Source organism: Mesorhizobium sp. M8A.F.Ca.ET.057.01.1.1 (assembly GCF_003952565.1).
Lineage (GTDB): Bacteria > Pseudomonadota > Alphaproteobacteria > Rhizobiales > Rhizobiaceae > Mesorhizobium.
In genome coordinates, this window is the sequence record NZ_CP034454.1 from 1,225,667 (window position 1) to 1,242,155 (window position 16,489).

Annotated in this window: 20 protein-coding genes; 8 read left to right on the top strand and 12 right to left on the bottom strand. The window is 64.1% G+C overall.

Going from position 1 to position 16,489, the window contains the following annotated elements; all coding sequences use genetic code 11:
* Positions 1-15: 15 nt before the first annotated feature.
* From EJ077_RS05405 to EJ077_RS05435, 7 genes are all read right to left on the bottom strand, one after another.
* Entirely contained in the window at positions 16-498 is a 483-nt protein-coding gene (locus tag EJ077_RS05405) for a DUF992 domain-containing protein (protein WP_208700212.1), read from the bottom strand.
* Positions 499-586: 88 nt separating this feature from the next.
* On the bottom strand, positions 587-1,063 hold the full coding sequence (locus tag EJ077_RS05410) for a DUF992 domain-containing protein (protein WP_208700214.1): 477 nt from the start codon (positions 1,061-1,063) through the stop codon (positions 587-589).
* 210 nt (positions 1,064-1,273) lie between these two features.
* Complete coding sequence (locus EJ077_RS05415; RefSeq protein ID WP_208700216.1) at positions 1,274-2,116, bottom strand: tetratricopeptide repeat protein; 843 nt, start codon at positions 2,114-2,116, stop codon at positions 1,274-1,276.
* A 140-nt stretch (positions 2,117-2,256) separates the two neighbouring features.
* Positions 2,257-2,523: a 30S ribosomal protein S21 gene (rpsU, locus tag EJ077_RS05420; RefSeq protein ID WP_010911429.1), complete on the bottom strand. Its 267-nt coding sequence runs from the start codon at positions 2,521-2,523 to the stop codon at positions 2,257-2,259.
* A 175-nt stretch (positions 2,524-2,698) separates the two neighbouring features.
* On the bottom strand, positions 2,699-3,085 hold the full coding sequence (locus tag EJ077_RS05425) for an SET domain-containing protein (protein ID WP_208700218.1): 387 nt from the start codon (positions 3,083-3,085) through the stop codon (positions 2,699-2,701).
* 128 nt (positions 3,086-3,213) lie between these two features.
* A complete protein-coding gene (locus EJ077_RS05430; RefSeq protein ID WP_208700220.1) occupies positions 3,214-3,972 on the bottom strand; it encodes an SDR family oxidoreductase in 759 nt (252 codons plus the stop codon).
* A 104-nt stretch (positions 3,973-4,076) separates the two neighbouring features.
* A complete protein-coding gene (locus EJ077_RS05435) occupies positions 4,077-4,451 on the bottom strand; it encodes a DUF2568 domain-containing protein (protein WP_245458645.1) in 375 nt (124 codons plus the stop codon).
* Between the two features lie 198 nt (positions 4,452-4,649).
* On the opposite strand from EJ077_RS05435, the gene EJ077_RS05440 reads away from it, so the two are divergent.
* The 8 genes from EJ077_RS05440 (at position 4,650) to EJ077_RS05475 (ending at position 12,393) form a co-directional block, all read left to right on the top strand.
* Positions 4,650-5,903: a sarcosine oxidase subunit beta gene (locus EJ077_RS05440; protein ID WP_127869944.1), complete on the top strand. Its 1,254-nt coding sequence runs from the start codon at positions 4,650-4,652 to the stop codon at positions 5,901-5,903.
* Positions 5,903-6,325 carry a hypothetical protein gene (locus tag EJ077_RS05445; RefSeq protein ID WP_208700224.1) on the top strand — a complete coding sequence of 141 codons (423 nt, stop codon included), beginning with the start codon at positions 5,903-5,905 and terminating at the stop codon, positions 6,323-6,325. The genes EJ077_RS05440 and EJ077_RS05445 overlap by 1 nt, the downstream gene beginning before the upstream one ends.
* Positions 6,326-6,336: 11 nt before the next feature.
* Positions 6,337-6,633 carry a sarcosine oxidase subunit delta gene (locus tag EJ077_RS05450; RefSeq protein ID WP_015315781.1) on the top strand — a complete coding sequence of 99 codons (297 nt, stop codon included), beginning with the start codon at positions 6,337-6,339 and terminating at the stop codon, positions 6,631-6,633.
* Positions 6,630-9,623, top strand: a complete 2,994-nt coding sequence (locus EJ077_RS05455; RefSeq protein WP_208700226.1) for a sarcosine oxidase subunit alpha — start codon at positions 6,630-6,632, stop codon at positions 9,621-9,623. Before EJ077_RS05450 ends, EJ077_RS05455 begins: the two co-directional genes overlap by 4 nt.
* Positions 9,616-10,197: a sarcosine oxidase subunit gamma gene (locus EJ077_RS05460; RefSeq protein ID WP_208700227.1), complete on the top strand. Its 582-nt coding sequence runs from the start codon at positions 9,616-9,618 to the stop codon at positions 10,195-10,197. The genes EJ077_RS05455 and EJ077_RS05460 overlap by 8 nt, the downstream gene beginning before the upstream one ends.
* Before the next feature lie 59 nt (positions 10,198-10,256).
* A complete protein-coding gene (locus tag EJ077_RS05465) occupies positions 10,257-10,481 on the top strand; it encodes a hypothetical protein (protein WP_208700229.1) in 225 nt (74 codons plus the stop codon).
* Between the two features lie 77 nt (positions 10,482-10,558).
* Positions 10,559-11,344, top strand: coding sequence for a ThuA domain-containing protein (locus tag EJ077_RS05470; RefSeq protein ID WP_208700231.1), 786 nt, complete (start codon positions 10,559-10,561; stop codon positions 11,342-11,344).
* Positions 11,344-12,393, top strand: coding sequence for a Gfo/Idh/MocA family protein (locus EJ077_RS05475; protein WP_208700233.1), 1,050 nt, complete (start codon positions 11,344-11,346; stop codon positions 12,391-12,393). Before EJ077_RS05470 ends, EJ077_RS05475 begins: the two co-directional genes overlap by 1 nt.
* A 64-nt stretch (positions 12,394-12,457) precedes the next feature.
* On the opposite strand, the gene EJ077_RS05480 is transcribed toward EJ077_RS05475, so the two are convergent.
* The 5 genes from EJ077_RS05480 to EJ077_RS05500 all read right to left on the bottom strand — a co-directional run bounded on the left by EJ077_RS05480 (position 12,458) and on the right by EJ077_RS05500 (position 16,423).
* Positions 12,458-12,706, bottom strand: a complete 249-nt coding sequence (locus EJ077_RS05480) for a DUF680 domain-containing protein (protein WP_208700235.1) — start codon at positions 12,704-12,706, stop codon at positions 12,458-12,460.
* 491 nt (positions 12,707-13,197) lie between these two features.
* The gene (locus EJ077_RS05485) at positions 13,198-13,842 is read right to left on the bottom strand and encodes a TetR/AcrR family transcriptional regulator (RefSeq protein ID WP_127869939.1); all 645 of its coding nucleotides are present in this window, start codon (positions 13,840-13,842) and stop codon (positions 13,198-13,200) included.
* Between the two features lie 208 nt (positions 13,843-14,050).
* Positions 14,051-15,085 (bottom strand): phosphotransferase family protein, encoded by a 1,035-nt coding sequence (locus EJ077_RS05490; protein WP_208700237.1) that lies wholly within the window; start codon positions 15,083-15,085, stop codon positions 14,051-14,053.
* Complete coding sequence (locus EJ077_RS05495; protein ID WP_019861112.1) at positions 15,082-15,567, bottom strand: MaoC family dehydratase; 486 nt, start codon at positions 15,565-15,567, stop codon at positions 15,082-15,084. The genes EJ077_RS05490 and EJ077_RS05495 overlap by 4 nt, the downstream gene beginning before the upstream one ends.
* A 40-nt stretch (positions 15,568-15,607) precedes the next feature.
* On the bottom strand, positions 15,608-16,423 hold the full coding sequence (locus tag EJ077_RS05500) for an SDR family oxidoreductase (RefSeq protein WP_208700239.1): 816 nt from the start codon (positions 16,421-16,423) through the stop codon (positions 15,608-15,610).
* Positions 16,424-16,489 lie beyond the last annotated feature (66 nt).

Consider the following 16,489-nt stretch of genomic DNA (forward strand, 5'->3'; position numbering starts at 1 on the left):
ATGGACCGCTGGCGATCAGTTCTCGGTGCTGCGTAGCTGGAACTGGCTGACGCCGATGGCGAGATTGATGCCGGTCTGCGTCTGCAGGCTGAGCGGCTGCAGGGTGAAGGCCTGCGAGGAGCCGCCGACCAGCAGATTGGCGCCGGCGCCGACGGCGGCGGTCACTTCGGCGCTGGCGCCGACATAGTCACCCGCCAATGCGCCCGGCGCGTAGATGTTCTTCAGAGGCGTCAGCACCAGCCAGCGCATCACCGCCTGCTTGGTCGTGCCGATGTCGAGGCCGTATTTGTTGACGGCGCCGAAATAGGCTTCCGGGGCGAAGCTCTTGTCGACCGGGGTAAAGGTGCAGCTCAGATCCTTGCTCGAGCCGAAGATGAAGCCGGTGCCGCCTGATATGGCGCATTCAAGCGTGCCGAGCTCCACGCCTTGGTCTTGCGCTTGTGCAGTGCCGGCAAGCACGGTTACGATCATGGCAGCGGCGATGGCTGTCCTCGGCATGGCGTCCCCCAAATATCAAACGGCGCGGAACCATCCTATCCGGTTCCGCGCCGCCGAGTGAAGGGCCTGGAGCCAAGGCTCCGAACCGCTATTTGAGCGAGTGGATCAGCTCCAGCGAAGTCACCGCCACGGCGAGGTTGACGCCGGTCTGCGCCTGGACGCTGAGCGGCTCCAGCATGAAGGCGCTTTCAAAGCCGCCGACCAGCAGGTTGGCGCCGCCGCCGGTCACGACGCTCGCCTCGGCGTTGACGCCGTAGTAGCTACCGGCAAGGTCGCCCGCGTCACGATCGCGGGTCGCGGCAAAAACCGCCCAGACGAGCTGGCCCTGGTGCGTCTTGCCGACATCGACACCGAGCTTCGAGATGACGCCGGTATAAATTTCCGACGGCCCGTGATGATGGGGCCGGAAGACGCAGGACACACCCTTGTTGGAAGCGACGATATAGCCGGTGCCGCCATCGATGGTGCAGTCGAGCGTGCCGAGTTGCAGCCTGCCGGCGCTGGCCGGGGCGGCGGCGAATACGGTCGTTGCAAGGGCGGCGGCGCAGACGAGTTTCTTGATCATGGGAGGGTCCTTTCGCAGTCAGTCTTCAATAACGTCTCGGGTCCCGCGACCGTTCCGCTGAAAACTTGGCGCGAACAAGGCAAGGGTCAACGGCTTGCCGCCGGGGTTAACACAGGGTTGCCGGTTTCATGGCGATCCGACGCACCGCGTGTCCTTTCGGGCACGCACATGACGAAGTGGGGCGCTTGACGCGGTCCTGCGGAGCCGGTGTCAACTGACGCGGGCGAGGCCGTCCTTGGCCGGCTGGTAGCTGGGGTTGAGGCGCACGGCTTCATGATAGGCCTTCGCCGCCTTGGCCTTGTCGCCGCGCCGTTCGTAGATCAGCGCCTGGTTGGCCCAGGCCTCGGCGTTCTGGCCGTCGAGCTTGATGGCCATATTGAAGTCGGAGAATGCATTGTCCTCGTCGCCGGTCGCCAGATAGGAAAGGCCACGGCCGTTGTAGGGCTCGGCGGCATCCGGGGCCAGCGAGATGGCGGTCGAGAAGTCCTCGATGGCGAATTTGTGCTGGCCCTGGCTCTGATAGATCAGGCCGCGATTGTGGTAGGCGCGGGCGTCCGTCGTGTCGAGCTGGATCGCCTTCTGGAAGTCGTTGAAGGCGTCCTGGGTGCGGCCCGCCTTGCGGTAGAGGTTGCCGCGGCCGATATAGGCGGCGTCGTAATTGCCATTGATCTGGATCGAGCGGTTGTAGTCCGCCAGCGCCGCTTCCTGGTTGCCGAGGAAGCGCTGGATGAGGGCCCGGTTCGAATAGGCCTGATAGAAATTCGGATTGAGCTGGATGGCCTGGTTGAAGTCCTTGAGCGCCGCCTGGTACTGGCCGCCCCGACCATAGGCCGAACCGCGCACATTGTAGCCTTCGGGATCCTGGGGATTGCGCTGGATGACCGCCGACAGCGAGGAGATGTTCCCGCTCGACCCCTGCGCCTTGTCGATGTTGTTGAATTCGCCGGCTGGGCCAGATGTCTGGCAGCCGGCAAGTATCAGTCCGGAAAGCAGGGCCGCTGTCAGGGCGAAACCACGCAATACGGTTCCGCGCTCCACGCTTGTTGCGTTCATGTCTGCCCTGTCCTCACTTGCGCCGTCGTTCAGGTCCGGTTCCCCCTCCGGGCCGGGTCACAATCAAAATAAAAGGGTGGCGGCGATTCCGCATCGCGCCACCCTGGTATCCTTCGAAAAGGACGAAATATTGGCGATAATCAGCGCGGCGGACGCGCTGCACCGGCGGCACCGCCAGCAGCAACCGGACGCGGGGTCATCGGCAGCAGGCCTTCGCGCTGTGCGCGCTTGCGGGCCAGCTTGCGGGCGCGGCGAACGGCTTCGGCCTTTTCACGGGCGCGCTTCTCGGAAGGCTTCTCGTAATGGCCGCGCATCTTCATTTCGCGGAAAATGCCTTCGCGCTGCATCTTCTTCTTCAGCGCGCGAAGCGCCTGATCAACGTTATTGTCGCGGACGAGTACCTGCACGGGCAATCCTGTCTTTCGGGTTTGATATCAACAGGCAAGTAGCCATAGCCACAAGCCTCCGCGGCGCTCGACACCACGAATTGTGGCGGCTGATAGCAGAATCAAGCCTCGCTGTCCACAGTCGAAATGACGGACGGCAGCCAAATTGCCATGGTCGCGTGGAGACAGGGCGCCGTTACGCCGTGGCCAGGTGCAACCGCTCGAAATCCTCGAAGAACTCACCGTAATCACAGGTGATCTCCTCGCCGACGGCGATATCCCGGGTCGCGGTGGCGCCGCCATAGTGCGAAAAATCGGTGTTCGGGGTCGCCGAATGGTTCATGAAGCGGCCATTGTCGACCTCATAGACCATGAACCCGGGCTTGTCCGGGCTCGGATAGGCATAACGGTCGAGCAGTTCCTTCAGGGGCGGCGAGGCCGCCTCGTATTTTTCCATCGGGATCAGCCGATCGAAATCCGGATCGAGGCGCCAGATCGAGGCGCCCTTGCGGATCGGCTCGGCGGCGAACATGCCGACGCCTTCGATTGCGCTCTGGGCGACATAGGTTCGGATCAGCATCATGGTTCCAGGACCCGTCTTGGCAAGAAGACCCGTTTCGACAGGAAACGGAATCGCCAAATTGCGCCGAAAAAGCAAGACCGGCGGCCTGCGTCACAACGACGAACAGGCCTGTTCCCCGTAAAAGTCCTTCACGTCCGGTTGATCGACACACCGCCATCGGCAAACAGCGCGGTTCCCGTGGTGAAGCTCGAGGCGTCGGAGGCGAGGTAAAGCGCGGAGCGGGCGATCTCTTGCGGTTGCGCCATGCGCTTCAGGGCATGGAGGCCCTCGACGAAGGCGCGGGCCTCGGGCGTGGTCGTCGTCGCGCCTGGTGTGTCGGTGCCGCCCGGCAGCAGCGCGTTGACGCGCAGTCCCTTCGGTCCGTATTCGGCGGCCAACACCTGCGTCAAACCGATCAGGCCTGCCTTGGCGGCGGCATAGGCGGCCATGCCCGGCATGCCGGCGGTGTAACCGACAAAGCTCGACGTGAAGATGAGTGAGCCGCCGCCGCGCTCCAGCATGGCCGGTATCTGATACTTCGCGCCGAGAAAGGCGCTGGTCAGATTGGTGTCCATCGTCCCGTGCCATGTCTGTGCCGACATGTCGGGGACTGGCGCCATCGGCCCGACGGAGCCGGCATTGTTCAACGCGATGTCGAGTCCACCGAAGCTGCCGACAGCCAGCTCGACGAGGGCTTTCGCGTAGGTCTCGTCCGTGACATCCCCTGCGAGAGCGACGGCCGTGCCGCCGGCGTCCTCGATTTCGGCGGCGAGCGCATCAAGCTCCGTTTGGCGGCGGGCGGAAATGACGAGCCTGGCGCCCTCCTCGGCGAACAGCTTGGCGGTGGCGCGGCCGATGCCGGAACTGGCACCGGTGACGATGGCGATCTTGTTGGAAAGTGCGAGCATGTCTTGGCATCCCTGTCCTTCGCGCCAGCCTTGCCGGCGACCGGATGCTTGGTCGCAGGTTGGCGGGACAGGAGCCACCCGATACCTGCAGAGGTTCGCACCAACTATTGCCGAACCAGCCACGCCAGACGGTCTAGCGAGAACGCGTAGCTGATGACGATCAGCACGGCCATGATGATGCCCGTGGCGGCATGGCCTGCCAGATGAAAACCCGCCGCTCCGCCGAACAGGACGACGAATTCCAGCGCCAGCCTGACAGCGCCCGGCACAGGCACCGGTGCCCGGCCTGAACGGCTCGGATCGTTGAGGACCGCGAAGGTACCCCATGCCGCGGCTGCGGCGAGCGGCAAGGCAATGGCGAGGACCCAACGCCACGCTCCGTCCGAGAGACTCCAGCCTGCCATGCCGAGGCCAAGCAAAGCGGCAAGCTCCAGCAGGAAGCGCAATGTCAGATTCCACCAGGCGTTGCCCATCATCATCCTCCGAATCCCCAGCAGGGAGAAGTGTGACTGAAGGCGATCATCGTAGCCAGGCGGGCTACCTCTTTTTCAGCGCGGCGCAAAACGGCAAGCGCCGTCGCAAACAGCGCAAGGATCGCAGCGCCGTTTCGCTAGTGATACACCTCGCGCGCCGGGGCTTGATGATGAACGCCCGGCTGCCATTTGCGAGGCTGGACCGTGAAGAAATACTCTGTATTCGCCATCGCCCGAGAGGCCATGCGCGGCCACAAGGGCTGGGAGGAGCAATGGTCTTCGCCTGAGCCTAAAAAGGAATACGACGTCATCATCGTCGGCGCCGGCGGCCACGGCCTGGCCACCGCCTACTATCTCGCCACCGTGCATGGCATCACCAATGTCGCGGTGCTGGAAAAGGGCTGGCTGGGCGGCGGCAACACCGGCCGCAACACCACCATCATCCGTTCCAATTATCTCTATGACGAGAGCGCCGGCATTTACGACCATGCGCTGAAGCTGTGGGATGGGCTCTCCCAGGAGCTCAACTACAACGTCATGTATTCGGCGCGCGGCGTCATGATGCTCGCCCACAATGTGCACGACATCCAGGTGCTGAAGCGCCATGTCCACGCCAACCGGCTGAACGGCATCGACAATGAATGGCTGACGCCGGAGCAGGCCAAGGAATTCTGTCCGCCGCTCAACACCTCGAAGGACGCGCGCTATCCGGTCGTCGGGGCCGCCTTGCAGCGCCGGGGCGGAACGGCGCGCCATGACGCGGTCGCCTGGGGCTATGCGCGCGGCGCTTCGGCGCGCGGCGTCCATATCATCCAGAACTGCGAGGTTACCGGCGTCAAGCGGGCCGCCAATGGCGCGGTCATGGGCGTCGATACGACGCGTGGCTTCATAGGCGCCAAGAAAGTCGGCGTCGTCGCCGCTGGCCATTCTTCCGTCATCATGAACATGGCCGGCGTGCGTATGCCGCTGGAAAGCTATCCGCTGCAGGCGCTGGTGTCGGAGCCGATCAAGCCGGTCGTGCCTTGCGTGGTGATGTCGAATACGGTGCACGCCTATATCTCGCAGTCCGACAAGGGCGAACTGGTGATCGGCGCCGGCACCGACCAGTATGTCTCCTATTCGCAGACCGGCGGGCTTCACATTCTCCAGCATACGCTCGACGCCATCTGCGAGATGTTCCCGATCTTCACGCGCATGAAGATGCTGCGCTCGTGGGGCGGCATCGTCGACGTCACGCCCGACCGCTCGCCGATCCTGGCCAAGACGCCGGTGCCGGGCCTCTATGTCAATTGCGGCTGGGGCACAGGCGGCTTCAAGGCGACACCCGGCTCGGGCCATGTCTTTGCCCACACCATCGCCAAGGACGATCCGCATCCGATCAATGCGCCCTTCACCATCGAACGCTTCCGCACCGGCCGCCTCATCGACGAGGCGGCGGCGGCGGCCGTGGCGCACTGATGATGGCGCAGATGGCTGTTGCTATGCCGCTGATGCTGGCGGGGGAACAAGGCATGTTCCATTTTCCGACAGCGGCGGAGGTGCGGCTGCAGCCGATCGCGCGCGCCGGCAACGAAGCCGGATGGCCGTTTTCGGTCGACCATGGGACGCTCACCTGCGTCTGGAGTGGCGGCCAGAAAGTGGTGATGTTCTTCGAAGGCCGGCCACACGGGCTGGATGAGGACGAGGACTTCGAGCCGCGTGGGGTGATCGTCACCACCGACCCGCTGCAATTGACGCTCGGCAACATGGCCAACCGCGATCTGTTTCGTGCCGCGGCAAGCGTCGAGGAGCGGCTGCGGCTCGTCGCCCCGTTCATGGCCATGGGCCAAAAGCTTTGCGATCAACCCGCCGGCGCGCGCGTCGGCCACGGCGAATTGTAGGATCAAACACGATGCTTCTCATCCGCTGCCCCTATTGCGAGGAAGAGCGCCCGGAACTCGAGTTCCGCAACGCCGGCGAGGCGCATATAGCGCGCTCGGCCAACATATCAGGCGAGAGCGACGACGACTTCGAGAAGTTCTTCTTCATCCGCTCGAACCCAAAGGGCATCATCTATGAGCGCTGGCGGCACATGCATGGCTGCGCGCGCTTCTTCAACGCGGTGCGCGACACCGTCACCGACAAGTTCGTCATGACCTACAAGGCCGGCGAGCCGAAACCCTCCAAGCTGCCCGGAGTTGCGAAATGAGCGGCACGTTGCGCATTTCCGGCGCCGGGCGCCTCAGCCAGGCCAAGACCGCGCGGTTCAGCTTCGACGGCCAGTCCTATACCGGCATCGAGGGCGACACGCTGGCCTCGGCGCTGCTGGCTAATGGCGTGCATCTGGTCGGCCGTTCGTTCAAGTATCACCGCCCGCGCGGCATCCTGTCGGCCGGCGCGGAAGAGCCCAACGCGCTGGTGCAGATCGTGCGTGATGACGCGCGCAAGACACCTAACGTGCGCGCCACCGTGCAGGAGCTCTATGACGGGCTCGCCGCCAATTCGCAAAACCGCTGGCCGTCGCTGTCCTTCGATGTCGGCGCGGTCAACGACCTGGCATCGCCGCTGTTTTCGGCCGGCTTCTACTACAAGACCTTCATGTGGCCGAAGGCGGCCTGGAAGAGCCTTTACGAGCCCAAGATCCGCGAAGCCGCCGGCCTTGGCGTTTCGCCAGACAAGCCCGATCCTGACCATTATTCCTCGCGCTACGCGCATTGTGACGTGCTGGTGCTGGGCGGCGGTGCCGCCGGTATCGCGGCGGCACTTGCCGCGGCCGAGACCGGCGTGCGCGTCATCCTGGCCGACGAACAGGCCGAGTTCGGCGGCAGCCTGCGCTTCGAGAGCGGCGCCAGGATCGACGGCCAGGACGGCTTTGCCTGGGCGCAAGCGGCGATCGCCAGGCTGAGTGCGATGGGCAATGTCCGCGTGCTGCCGCGCACGACGGCGTTCGGCTATTACGCGCAGAATTTCGTCGGCCTGGTAGAGCGCGTCAGCGATCATTTGAAGGCCCCCGGCCACGACCTGCCGCGCGAGCGGCTCTGGCAGGTCCGCGCCAAGCGCGTGGTGCTGGCCTCCGGCGCCATCGAGCGCCACATGGTGTTTGCCAACAATGACCGGCCCGGCGTCATGCTGGCGGGCGCGGCGCGCACCTTCCTCAACCATTATGGTGTCGCCGTCGGCAAGAATGTCGGCGTCTACACCGCCAATGATTCAGCCTATGCGGCTGCGATCGACCTGAAGAAGGCCGGTGTCAACATCGCGGCGATCGTCGATTTGCGCGACAACCCGACCTGCCCGGTGATCGACGAGGCGAGGGCGCTCGGCATCGAGATCAATTTCGGCCGCGCGGTGATCCGCGCCGGCGGCAAGTTGCGGGTGTCGTCGATGACGGTGCAGCCGAAGAATGGCGGCGGCGAGCGCACTATTCCCGTCGACGCGATCCTGATGTCGGCGGGTTGGACGCCGTCTGTGCATCTGTTCTCGCAGTCGCGCGGCAAGGTCGCCTTCAACGACGAGACTAAGCGCTTCGTGCCCGGCACCTATGCGCAGGACTGCGTTTCGGTCGGAGCCTGCAACGGCACCGACGGCCTGTCGGCAACGGTCGACGAGGCCTATGCGGCGGGCGCCAAGGCGGCCAGGGATACCGGCGCCAAGACAGCCAAGGGCACCAAGCCGAAGGTGGACGCCTCGGAGAGCTGGTCGCGCGGCATGCTGGGCGCGGCCCCCGGCGCTGGGCCGGACACGACGGTGAAAGCCTTCGTCGATTTCCAGAACGACGTCACCGCCAAGGACATCCGCCAGGCGGTGCACGAAGGCATGCGCTCGATCGAGCATGTCAAGCGCTTCACCACCAACGGCATGGCCACCGACCAGGGCAAGACCTCCAACATGCACGGCCTGGCGATCGCCGCCGAGACGCTGGGCAAGCCGATCCCCGAGGTTGGGCTGACCACGTTCCGTGCGCCCTACACGCCTGTCACCTTCGGCGCGATCGTCAGCCATGCGCGCGGGCCGTTGTTCGACCCGACCCGCAAAACCGCAATTCATCCCTGGGCCGAGGCCCAAGGCGCGGTGTTCGAGGATGTTGGCCAGTGGAAGCGCGCCTGGTATTTCCCGAAAGCCGGCGAGGACATGCATGCGGCGGTCGACCGCGAATGCGTCGCCGTCCGCAACCAGGCCGGCCTGTTCGATGCCTCGACGCTGGGCAAGATCGAAGTGGTCGGGCCGGATGCGGCCAAGTTCATGGAACTGCTCTACACCAATCCGTGGGAGAAGCTGGAGCCAGGCCGCTGCCGCTATGGCATCATGCTGCGCGAGGACGGCTTCATCTATGATGACGGCGTCGTCGGCAGGCTGGCGCCGGACCGCTTCCATGTGACGACGACGACAGGCGGCGCGCCGCGTGTCATGAACCATATGGAAGATTACCTCCAGACCGAGTTCCCGCATCTCAATGTCTGGCTGACCTCGATCACCGAGCAATGGGCGGTGATCGCGGTGCAGGGGCCGAAGTCGCGAGACATCATCGCGCCTTTGGTCGAAGGCATCGACATGTCTGACGAGGCGCTGCCGCATATGTCGGTGCGCGAAGGCAAGATCTGCGGCGTGCCGACGAGGCTGTTCCGCATGTCGTTCACCGGCGAGCGCGGCTTCGAGGTCAACGTGCCGGCCGACTATGGCCAGGCGGTCTGGGAAGCTTTGTGGGCCGAGGGCCAGAAGCATGGCGCCACCGCCTATGGTACCGAGGCGATGCACGTGCTGCGCGCCGAGAAGGGCTACATCATCGTCGGTCAGGATACGGACGGCACGGTCACGCCAAACGATGCCGGTCTCGACTGGGCGGTCGGCAAGAAGAAGGCCGACTTCGTCGGCATCAGGGGCATGGCGCGGCCGGATCTGGTGGCCAAGGGCCGCAAGCAATTGGTCGGCCTCAAGACCAAGGACCCCAAGGTGGTGCTGGAAGAAGGCGCGCAGATCGTCGAGGACCCGAAGCAGGCGATTCCGATGAAGATGATCGGTCACGTCACCTCGAGCTATTGGTCGCAGAATTGCGGCCGTTCCATCGCGCTGGCGCTGGTCGCCGGCGGACGTGACCGGATGGGCGATACGCTCTACGTGCCGATGCCGAACGGGGTGATCGAAGTGGAGGTTACCGGCATGGTGTTCTTTGACGAGACAGGAGGGCGCCTCAATGGCTAAGGCTGCTGCAAGGACGGCGGCGACGGGTTCGCCCTCGGCAGAGCGGCGTCCGGCATTGGCCGGGAGCACCGTCTCCGCAACGGGTGTCAAGGTCGAAGTGCTGCCACCGGCCGAGCGCATCTCGCTGCGCGCGCCGGGAGCTTCGGTCGCCGCCCTGTCGAAGGCGCTCGGCGTGACTTTGCCGAAGCAGCCGAAAAACTCGGCGTCGAAAGGCGGGCGTACGGCGCTGTGCCTTGGGCCGGACGAGTGGCTTGTCATCGACGAGGCCGGCAAGGACCCGCTCGCCGATTGCGCGGAGGTTTCCGCCTTGCACTCGTCGGTCGGTATCTCGCATCGCAACATCGCGATATCCGTCACCGGTCCGGCGGCGGAAGCCGCGATCAATTCGGGCTGCCCGCAGGATCTGTCGCTCGAAGCCTTCCCGGTGGGCGCCGCTTCGCGCACCATCCTTGGCAAGGCCGAGATCGTGCTGTTGCGCACGGCCGACGACGCCTTCAGGGTCGAGTGCTGGCGTTCCTTCTCGGACTATGTCTTTACTTTCCTGTCCGAGGGAGCCCGCGACGCAGCCGGCTGACCCCGGAACGTTTGCCGCCCGCGTCCGTTGTGCGGCGACAAGTCGAGGGAGAGATGCCGATGTCGTCGAAGTCTGCGCCGAAATCGTCGAAAACCGCGGCGGTCCGTTCGCTCGAACATGAGCGGCATCAAGAGGCCGGCGCCGAAGAGGAACTCGAGGAAGGCCTCGAGGATACGTTCCCGGCCAGCGATCCGGTGTCCATCACCAGTTCGGCGATCCCTGGTGCACCCGCCAAGCCCGGCAAGGCCAAGACGGTGGCCGGACGCAAGACCCGCAAGCCCTGATTCTAGCAGATTCCGGTTGAAGGCATCTTCCCAACACCTCCGAAGATGCGATATTCAAAGCGCTTTGGAGAGGAAAAATGCCAATAAAAGCTGTTGTCTGGGGCGAAAACGTCCATGAACAGACCAACGCCGCCGTGCGCGAACTCTATCCGCTGGGCATGCACGGCACGATCGCCGCGGCGCTCAACCATGACAAGCGCATCGAGGCGACCACCGCGACCTTGCAGGAACCCGAACACGGCCTGAGCGAGCCGCGCCTAGCTGCCACCGACGTGCTGATATGGTGGGGCCATGCCGCCCATGGCGAGGTCAAGGACGAGATCGTCGAACGCGTGCAGAAGCGGGTCTGGGAAGGCATGGGGCTGATCGTGCTGCATTCCGGCCACTACTCGAAGATTTTCAAGCGGCTGATGGGCACGCCCTGTTCGCTGAAATGGCGCGAGGCGGGCGAGCGCGAGCGGGTCTGGGCGATCAATCGCGGCCATCCGATCGCGCAAGGCATCGGCGAATGCCTGGAGATCGGCGAGACGGAAATGTATGGCGAGCCGTTTGCGGTGCCCGAACCGCTGGAGACGGTGTTCATCTCCTGGTACGAGGGCGGCGAGGTGTTCCGCTCCGGCCTGACCTATCAGCGCGGCGCCGGAAAGATCTTCTACTTCTCGCCGGGCCACGAGACCTATCCGATCTATCACAATGAAGGCGTTCAGCAGGTGCTGCGCAACGCCGTGCATTGGGCACATAATTCCGCTCCGGCTTGGGCCGGCATCACCAACGCGCCGAATGTGCCGACGGACAAGGCCAAGGAGAAGATCGTCCAGAAAGGCCTGCGCCTGCATGCCGACGGTGATAAGGGGTTGAGCTGATGCACCGCCTGCTTTTGCTCGGCACCGGCTGGATCGCGGCACACCATATCGAGGAGTTCGGTCAGGTTCCTGGCTGCACCATCGTGGCTTGCGTCGATCGTCTGCCGGGCCGCGCGGCGGCGTTCGCCGCCGCCAACAAAATAGGCACTTTCTTCCAGAGCCTCGAAGCGGCGATCGCCTGGGGCGAGTTCGATGCCGCCATCAACGCGACGCCGGACCAGGTCCACAAGGCGACGACACTGGCCCTGCTGGCCGCCGGAAAACATGTCTTCTGCGAGAAGCCGCTGGCGCCGAACCATGCCGATGCGCTTGCGATGAGCGAAGCCGCCGAGGCGGCCGGGCTCGTCAATATGGTCAACCTGACCTATCGCAACACGCCGGTGATCCAGGAGGCGCGGCGCATGGTGCAGGCCGGCGAGATCGGCGAGCTGCGCCACGTCGAGGCCAGCTACAGGCAAAGCTGGCTGGTCAGCAAGTTCTGGGGCGACTGGCGGGTCGACGACAAATGGCTGTGGCGCCTGTCGAGCCGGCACGGTTCGACAGGGGTGCTGGGCGATGTCGGTATTCATATCCTCGACTTCGCCACCTATGCGGCGGCCGAGGATATCGTCTCCCTGCATGCCGATCTGGTGACGTTTCCGAAGGCGGAGGGCGACCGCGTCGGCGACTATGTGCTCGACGTCAATGACAGCTTGGCGATAACGGCGCGGCTCAGCTCAGGCGCGCTGGCCACGATCATGGCCAGCCGCTACACGACAGGCCATGGCAATGATTTGTCGCTCGCCCTGCACGGCACCAAGGGCGCGATCAAGGTCGAGACCGACGGCAAGGTTTCGCGGCTGTCCGCTTGCCTGGGTGACGACGTCGATCAGCACCGTTGGCGGACGCTGACGCCGCCTGACGTCAAGCACAATGCCCAGCGCTTCGCCGATGCGCTGGACACGGGACGGAACGGCGATCCGTCGTTCCGTCGCGCCGCCGAGATGCAGAAGCTGATCGACGCGGCCCTCGAAAGTTCAGCGACCAAGCTGCCGGTCTCGATCGCCTGAAATCACCATCTGGCCGGCCGAGCCGGCCAGAACCGGCTCTCCGAAATCTTAGTAGGCCGAAATCTCAGTAGGCGCTCGGCATAATCCACGGGTTCACCGTGATCCCGAGCCGCAGGCCCTTGCCGCTGGTCGTGGCTTCCGTGGAAGCTTTCTTGTCGACCGAACCGGTCGAAGCGCAATCGAGCTTCACATTGGTCTTGGTGTCGACGCAGGTCGCTGCAGTCGGGTGCTTGACCGGCTGGCTGGTGCCGGCGGCGAAGGCCGAACCCGAAAGTGCCAGCACGGCGGCGAGGGTGAGGAGTGTCTTTTTCATGGTCAGTCTCCGTGTTCGACGGGCGAACTTATTCCGTACATGTACGTTACTTCGTACAAATACGTCCGTCGATCGCGAAGTTCAAGGTAGAATCGTACACGTACGGTAGTTTTTTGTTAACCAAGATAAATCGTCCAGGTTTAGCTCTGCACTATGCGCAGATCTTCTCCGACTGGCGACTGATCGGCTCAAGGCTTGATTGCCACGTGGTTCCCCCAATCCGTCGCTGCTACGCAGCGCCACCTTTCCCCCCTCCGAAGGGAAAGGAAGGAGCGCTACTGGGCGAGCATTGACGGCAAAAAAGCTTGGCCTTTCCTCTCCCCCGTCGATCGGGGGAGAGGTGGCTCGGCGAAGCCGAGACGGAGTGGGGGTCGACCAGCGCAGAATAGGACAATCCATGCGCCAAGCTGCCATGCACGCTATCGGCAAAGATCAGCTGCTTGGAAAGAGATTTGGCTGAGCGATGGACATGGAAAATGAACGGCGGGCGCTCAGCAGTTGACCGGTTTTTCGGTCAATGGCGGCACATCTTGCGTGCTGAGTGTGGCAAGGGTGAAGTCGCACATCCGCTTCACGAAAGCCTGTGCGTCGCCGAAGGGATAGAAGGGGAAGGTGATCAACAGCGAGATCGTGCCATGGCCGACCGCCCACAGCATGGTGGCGATGGCGCGCGGATCGCCGTGCAATTTGCCGGCGGCGACACAGGCCTCGACCCTGCTGATCAGCACCTTCATCGCCGGATTGCCTTCCTCCATGTCTTCGTAGCTCCTGCCTTCCGGCAGCTTGGTCTTTTCGGTCATGAAGACGGTGCGGTACTCATTGGGATTGCCGAGCCCGAAGGCGGCATATTCGGTCATCACCGCCTGCAAGGCCTCGATCGGATCGTCGGACGGGTGCTCCTCGATGCGCCGGGCGAGCGTTTCGAACGCGTCCTCGGCCAGCGCGAACAGTATGTCCTGCTTGTCGGCGAAGTAGGAATAGACAGACATCGGCGCATAGCCGACCCGCTTGGCCAGCTTGCGGATGGTCAGGCCTTCATAGCCTTCTTCCTGGACGAGCTTGTGTGCGGCCTCGACAAGCTCCGAGCGCAGTTCGGCCTTTTGTTTCTCGCGGCGTTTCTGGACGCTCAGCGGCAAGTCTGTTGCCCTTGTCTGGTTGGTGCGTGGCTAAATTATATACGCTGTACGGAAACGGACAAGGGCGCCACGGGTTCCCGAGCGGCAGGCGTCAGATCGCTCCGACACCGCCATCGACGGCCAGCGCATGGCCGATCATGAAGGAGTTGGCCGGGTCGGCCGCACCCGTGATCAGCACCGTTGCTCCTTCGAAGCGGCCCATCCCGTCTTACGTCTGCTTGTCGATCAGTTTGGCGGCGAGGCGCGAGAGCAATTTCACCGCCTCGCCGTAGGTTTTGGCCGTCTCCGGATTGGAAGCATTGCCGTCGAGCGCGCGCTTGTAGACACCTTGGCAGATTGCCGCCAGCCGGAAGAAGGAGAAGGCGAGGAAGAACGTCCAATTGCCGATGCCGGTCAGCCCACGCCGCAGGCAATAGGCGGCGACATAGTCTTCCTCGGAGGGCAGGCCGAGTGCCGAGCGATCGATGCCGCCCAGGCCTCGAAAACCCGAGGCGTGCGGCAGGCGCCATTGCATGCATTGATAGGCGATGTCGGCGAAGGGGTGGCCAAGCGTCGACAGTTCCCAGTCGAGCACCGCCAGTACCCTCGGCTGGTCCGTCGCGAAGATCAGATTGTCCAGCCGGTAATCGCCATGCACCAGCGCAACCCTGATATCATCGGCTGGCATATGGGTTTCCAGCCATTCGATCAGCCGGTCCATGTCGGGAACGGCGCCAGTCTCCGAGGCGCGGTACTGGCTGGTCCAGCGTGCCAGCTGGCGCTCGAAGTAATTGCCGGGGCGGCCGAAATCGCCGAGGCCCACGGCCTCGACGTCGACGTCGTGCAGGGCGGCAAGCGTGGCGTTCATGGCATCGTAGATCGCGGCGCGCTCATCGTTGCCGCGGGCCTCGGGCAGCGCCGGATCCCAGAAGATGCGGCCCTCGAGGAAGTTCATGACGTAGAACATGCGGCCGGTCGGCGAGTCCTCGGCCGACAGATGCAGCATTTCCGGCACCGGCACGGCGGTGCCCGAAAGCGCCTTCATCACCCGGAATTCGCGGTCCACCTGGTGCGCCGATTTCAAGAGTTGGCCTGGCGGCTTGGCGCGCAGCACGTAACGGCCGCTTGCCGCCGTCAGGAGATAGGTCGGATTGGATTGGCCGGATTTGAATTTCTCGATTGCCGCGAGCCCGGAAAAGCCGGGGATGTGCGCCTCGAGGTAAGGCGCAAGCGCCGCCTGGTCGAGCACGTTCGGGTCGCTCATGCCGTCTCGGGCTGGCGTTCAATCAAGGTCAGCGTCAGCCAGCGGGCGGTCAGCGCCGGTTTCTTCGAACCTTCAATCTCGATGGTCACGTCGTGCGCCGTCTGCACCCAGCCCGACGGCCTGACCTTGACGTCGGCCAGCACGAAACGGGTGCGGATGCGCGCGCCGGTCTTCACCGGCGCCAGGAAGCGCAGCGAATCGAAGCCATGGTTGACGCCCATCTTGCCGTTTTCCAGCGGCGGCATGGTTTCGAAGGTCATGGCCGACAGCAGCGACAGCGACAGGAAGCCATGCGCGATGGTGCCACCGAACGGCGTTTCGCGCTTGGCCCGCTCCGGATCGCAGTGGATGAACTGATGGTCGTCGGTGGCGTCGGCGAACTGGTCGATCATGCGCTGCGTGACCACGCGCCACGGCGAAACGCCGACCTCCTTGCCGACACTGGCCAGAAGCACATCGAGACTGATCGGTTCCACGCTCATGTCCTCCTGTTTCACCCCCGGCTTCTGCGGCCGGAAAATGTCATTCCTTGAACAAGGTCAGCCCATGCTGCACCGACTGTCCGCCATCAATCGGCAGGATGGCGCCGGTGACATAGCTGCCTGCACGGCTGCACAAATAGAGCGTTGCGCCGGCAATGTCATCCGGTGTGCCGATGCGGCCGATCGGGACGTGGCTGCCGACATGCCTGGCCTGTTCGTCAGTGCCGGTGGCGAATGCCGTCATGCGGCTCTGGAAGGGGCCTGGTGCGAAGGCGTTGACGGTGATGCGGCGGCCGGCGAATTCGAGCGCCAGCGTGCGCGTCAAATGGTGAACCGCAGCCTTGGAGGTGGTGTAGGAATAGGCGTCGTCGGCCAGCGGCTGCGTGCCCATCACCGATCCCAGATTGATCACCCGGGCCGGATCGGCGTCGCGGGCAGCAGCATCGAGCAGCGGTAGCAATTCGCGCGTCAGATGGAAGACCGCAGTGACATTGACGCCGAACACCTTGGCCCATGCGTGGTAGGGAAAGCTCTCCAGGGGCGCGCCCCAGGAAACGCCGGCGTTGTTGACCAGAATATGCAGTCTTTCGGTCCGCGCCTTGACCTCGTCGACCAAGGCGGCAATGCCAGCCTCGCTGGAAACGTCGCCGGCAAAGCCTTCCGCCCGGCCCGGGGCGCCAAGTCCGTTCAATTCGCCGGCGACCTTGATGCAGTCCTCGCCCTTGCGCGAGGCGATCATCACGCTGGCGCCGGCCTTGACCAGCGCGGTTGCCGCCATGCGGCCGATGCCGGTCGCCGCTCCCGTTACCAGCGCGGTCTTGCCGGCAACCGAAAACAGCTCGTCCAGGTAGCTCATCCAAATTCTCCGCGCCGTTGCCCGCCTGCGGGCAAAACAGTTCGCGTTGACAAGGCTATCCGAAGT

Excerpts from the sequence above, each read along its gene's own strand:
- EJ077_RS05500 (WP_208700239.1), bottom strand. The coding sequence starts at position 16,423 with ATGAGCTACCTGGACGAGCTGTTTTCGGTTGCCGGCAAGACCGCGCTG.
- EJ077_RS05410 (WP_208700214.1), bottom strand. The coding sequence starts at position 1,063 with ATGATCAAGAAACTCGTCTGCGCCGCCGCCCTTGCAACGACCGTATTC.
- EJ077_RS05435 (WP_245458645.1), bottom strand. The coding sequence starts at position 4,451 with ATGATGATGGGCAACGCCTGGTGGAATCTGACATTGCGCTTCCTGCTG.
- EJ077_RS05415 (WP_208700216.1), bottom strand. The coding sequence starts at position 2,116 with ATGAACGCAACAAGCGTGGAGCGCGGAACCGTATTGCGTGGTTTCGCC.
- EJ077_RS05475 (WP_208700233.1), top strand. The coding sequence starts at position 11,344 with ATGCACCGCCTGCTTTTGCTCGGCACCGGCTGGATCGCGGCACACCAT.
- EJ077_RS05450 (WP_015315781.1), top strand. The coding sequence starts at position 6,337 with ATGCTTCTCATCCGCTGCCCCTATTGCGAGGAAGAGCGCCCGGAACTC.
- EJ077_RS05455 (WP_208700226.1), top strand. The coding sequence starts at position 6,630 with ATGAGCGGCACGTTGCGCATTTCCGGCGCCGGGCGCCTCAGCCAGGCC.
- EJ077_RS05495 (WP_019861112.1), bottom strand. The coding sequence starts at position 15,567 with ATGAGCGTGGAACCGATCAGTCTCGATGTGCTTCTGGCCAGTGTCGGC.
- EJ077_RS05465 (WP_208700229.1), top strand. The coding sequence starts at position 10,257 with ATGTCGTCGAAGTCTGCGCCGAAATCGTCGAAAACCGCGGCGGTCCGT.
- EJ077_RS05405 (WP_208700212.1), bottom strand. The coding sequence starts at position 498 with ATGCCGAGGACAGCCATCGCCGCTGCCATGATCGTAACCGTGCTTGCC.
- EJ077_RS05490 (WP_208700237.1), bottom strand. The coding sequence starts at position 15,085 with ATGAGCGACCCGAACGTGCTCGACCAGGCGGCGCTTGCGCCTTACCTC.
- EJ077_RS05470 (WP_208700231.1), top strand. The coding sequence starts at position 10,559 with ATGCCAATAAAAGCTGTTGTCTGGGGCGAAAACGTCCATGAACAGACC.
- EJ077_RS05430 (WP_208700220.1), bottom strand. The coding sequence starts at position 3,972 with ATGCTCGCACTTTCCAACAAGATCGCCATCGTCACCGGTGCCAGTTCC.
- EJ077_RS05480 (WP_208700235.1), bottom strand. The coding sequence starts at position 12,706 with ATGAAAAAGACACTCCTCACCCTCGCCGCCGTGCTGGCACTTTCGGGT.
- EJ077_RS05460 (WP_208700227.1), top strand. The coding sequence starts at position 9,616 with ATGGCTAAGGCTGCTGCAAGGACGGCGGCGACGGGTTCGCCCTCGGCA.
- EJ077_RS05425 (WP_208700218.1), bottom strand. The coding sequence starts at position 3,085 with ATGATGCTGATCCGAACCTATGTCGCCCAGAGCGCAATCGAAGGCGTC.
- EJ077_RS05445 (WP_208700224.1), top strand. The coding sequence starts at position 5,903 with ATGATGGCGCAGATGGCTGTTGCTATGCCGCTGATGCTGGCGGGGGAA.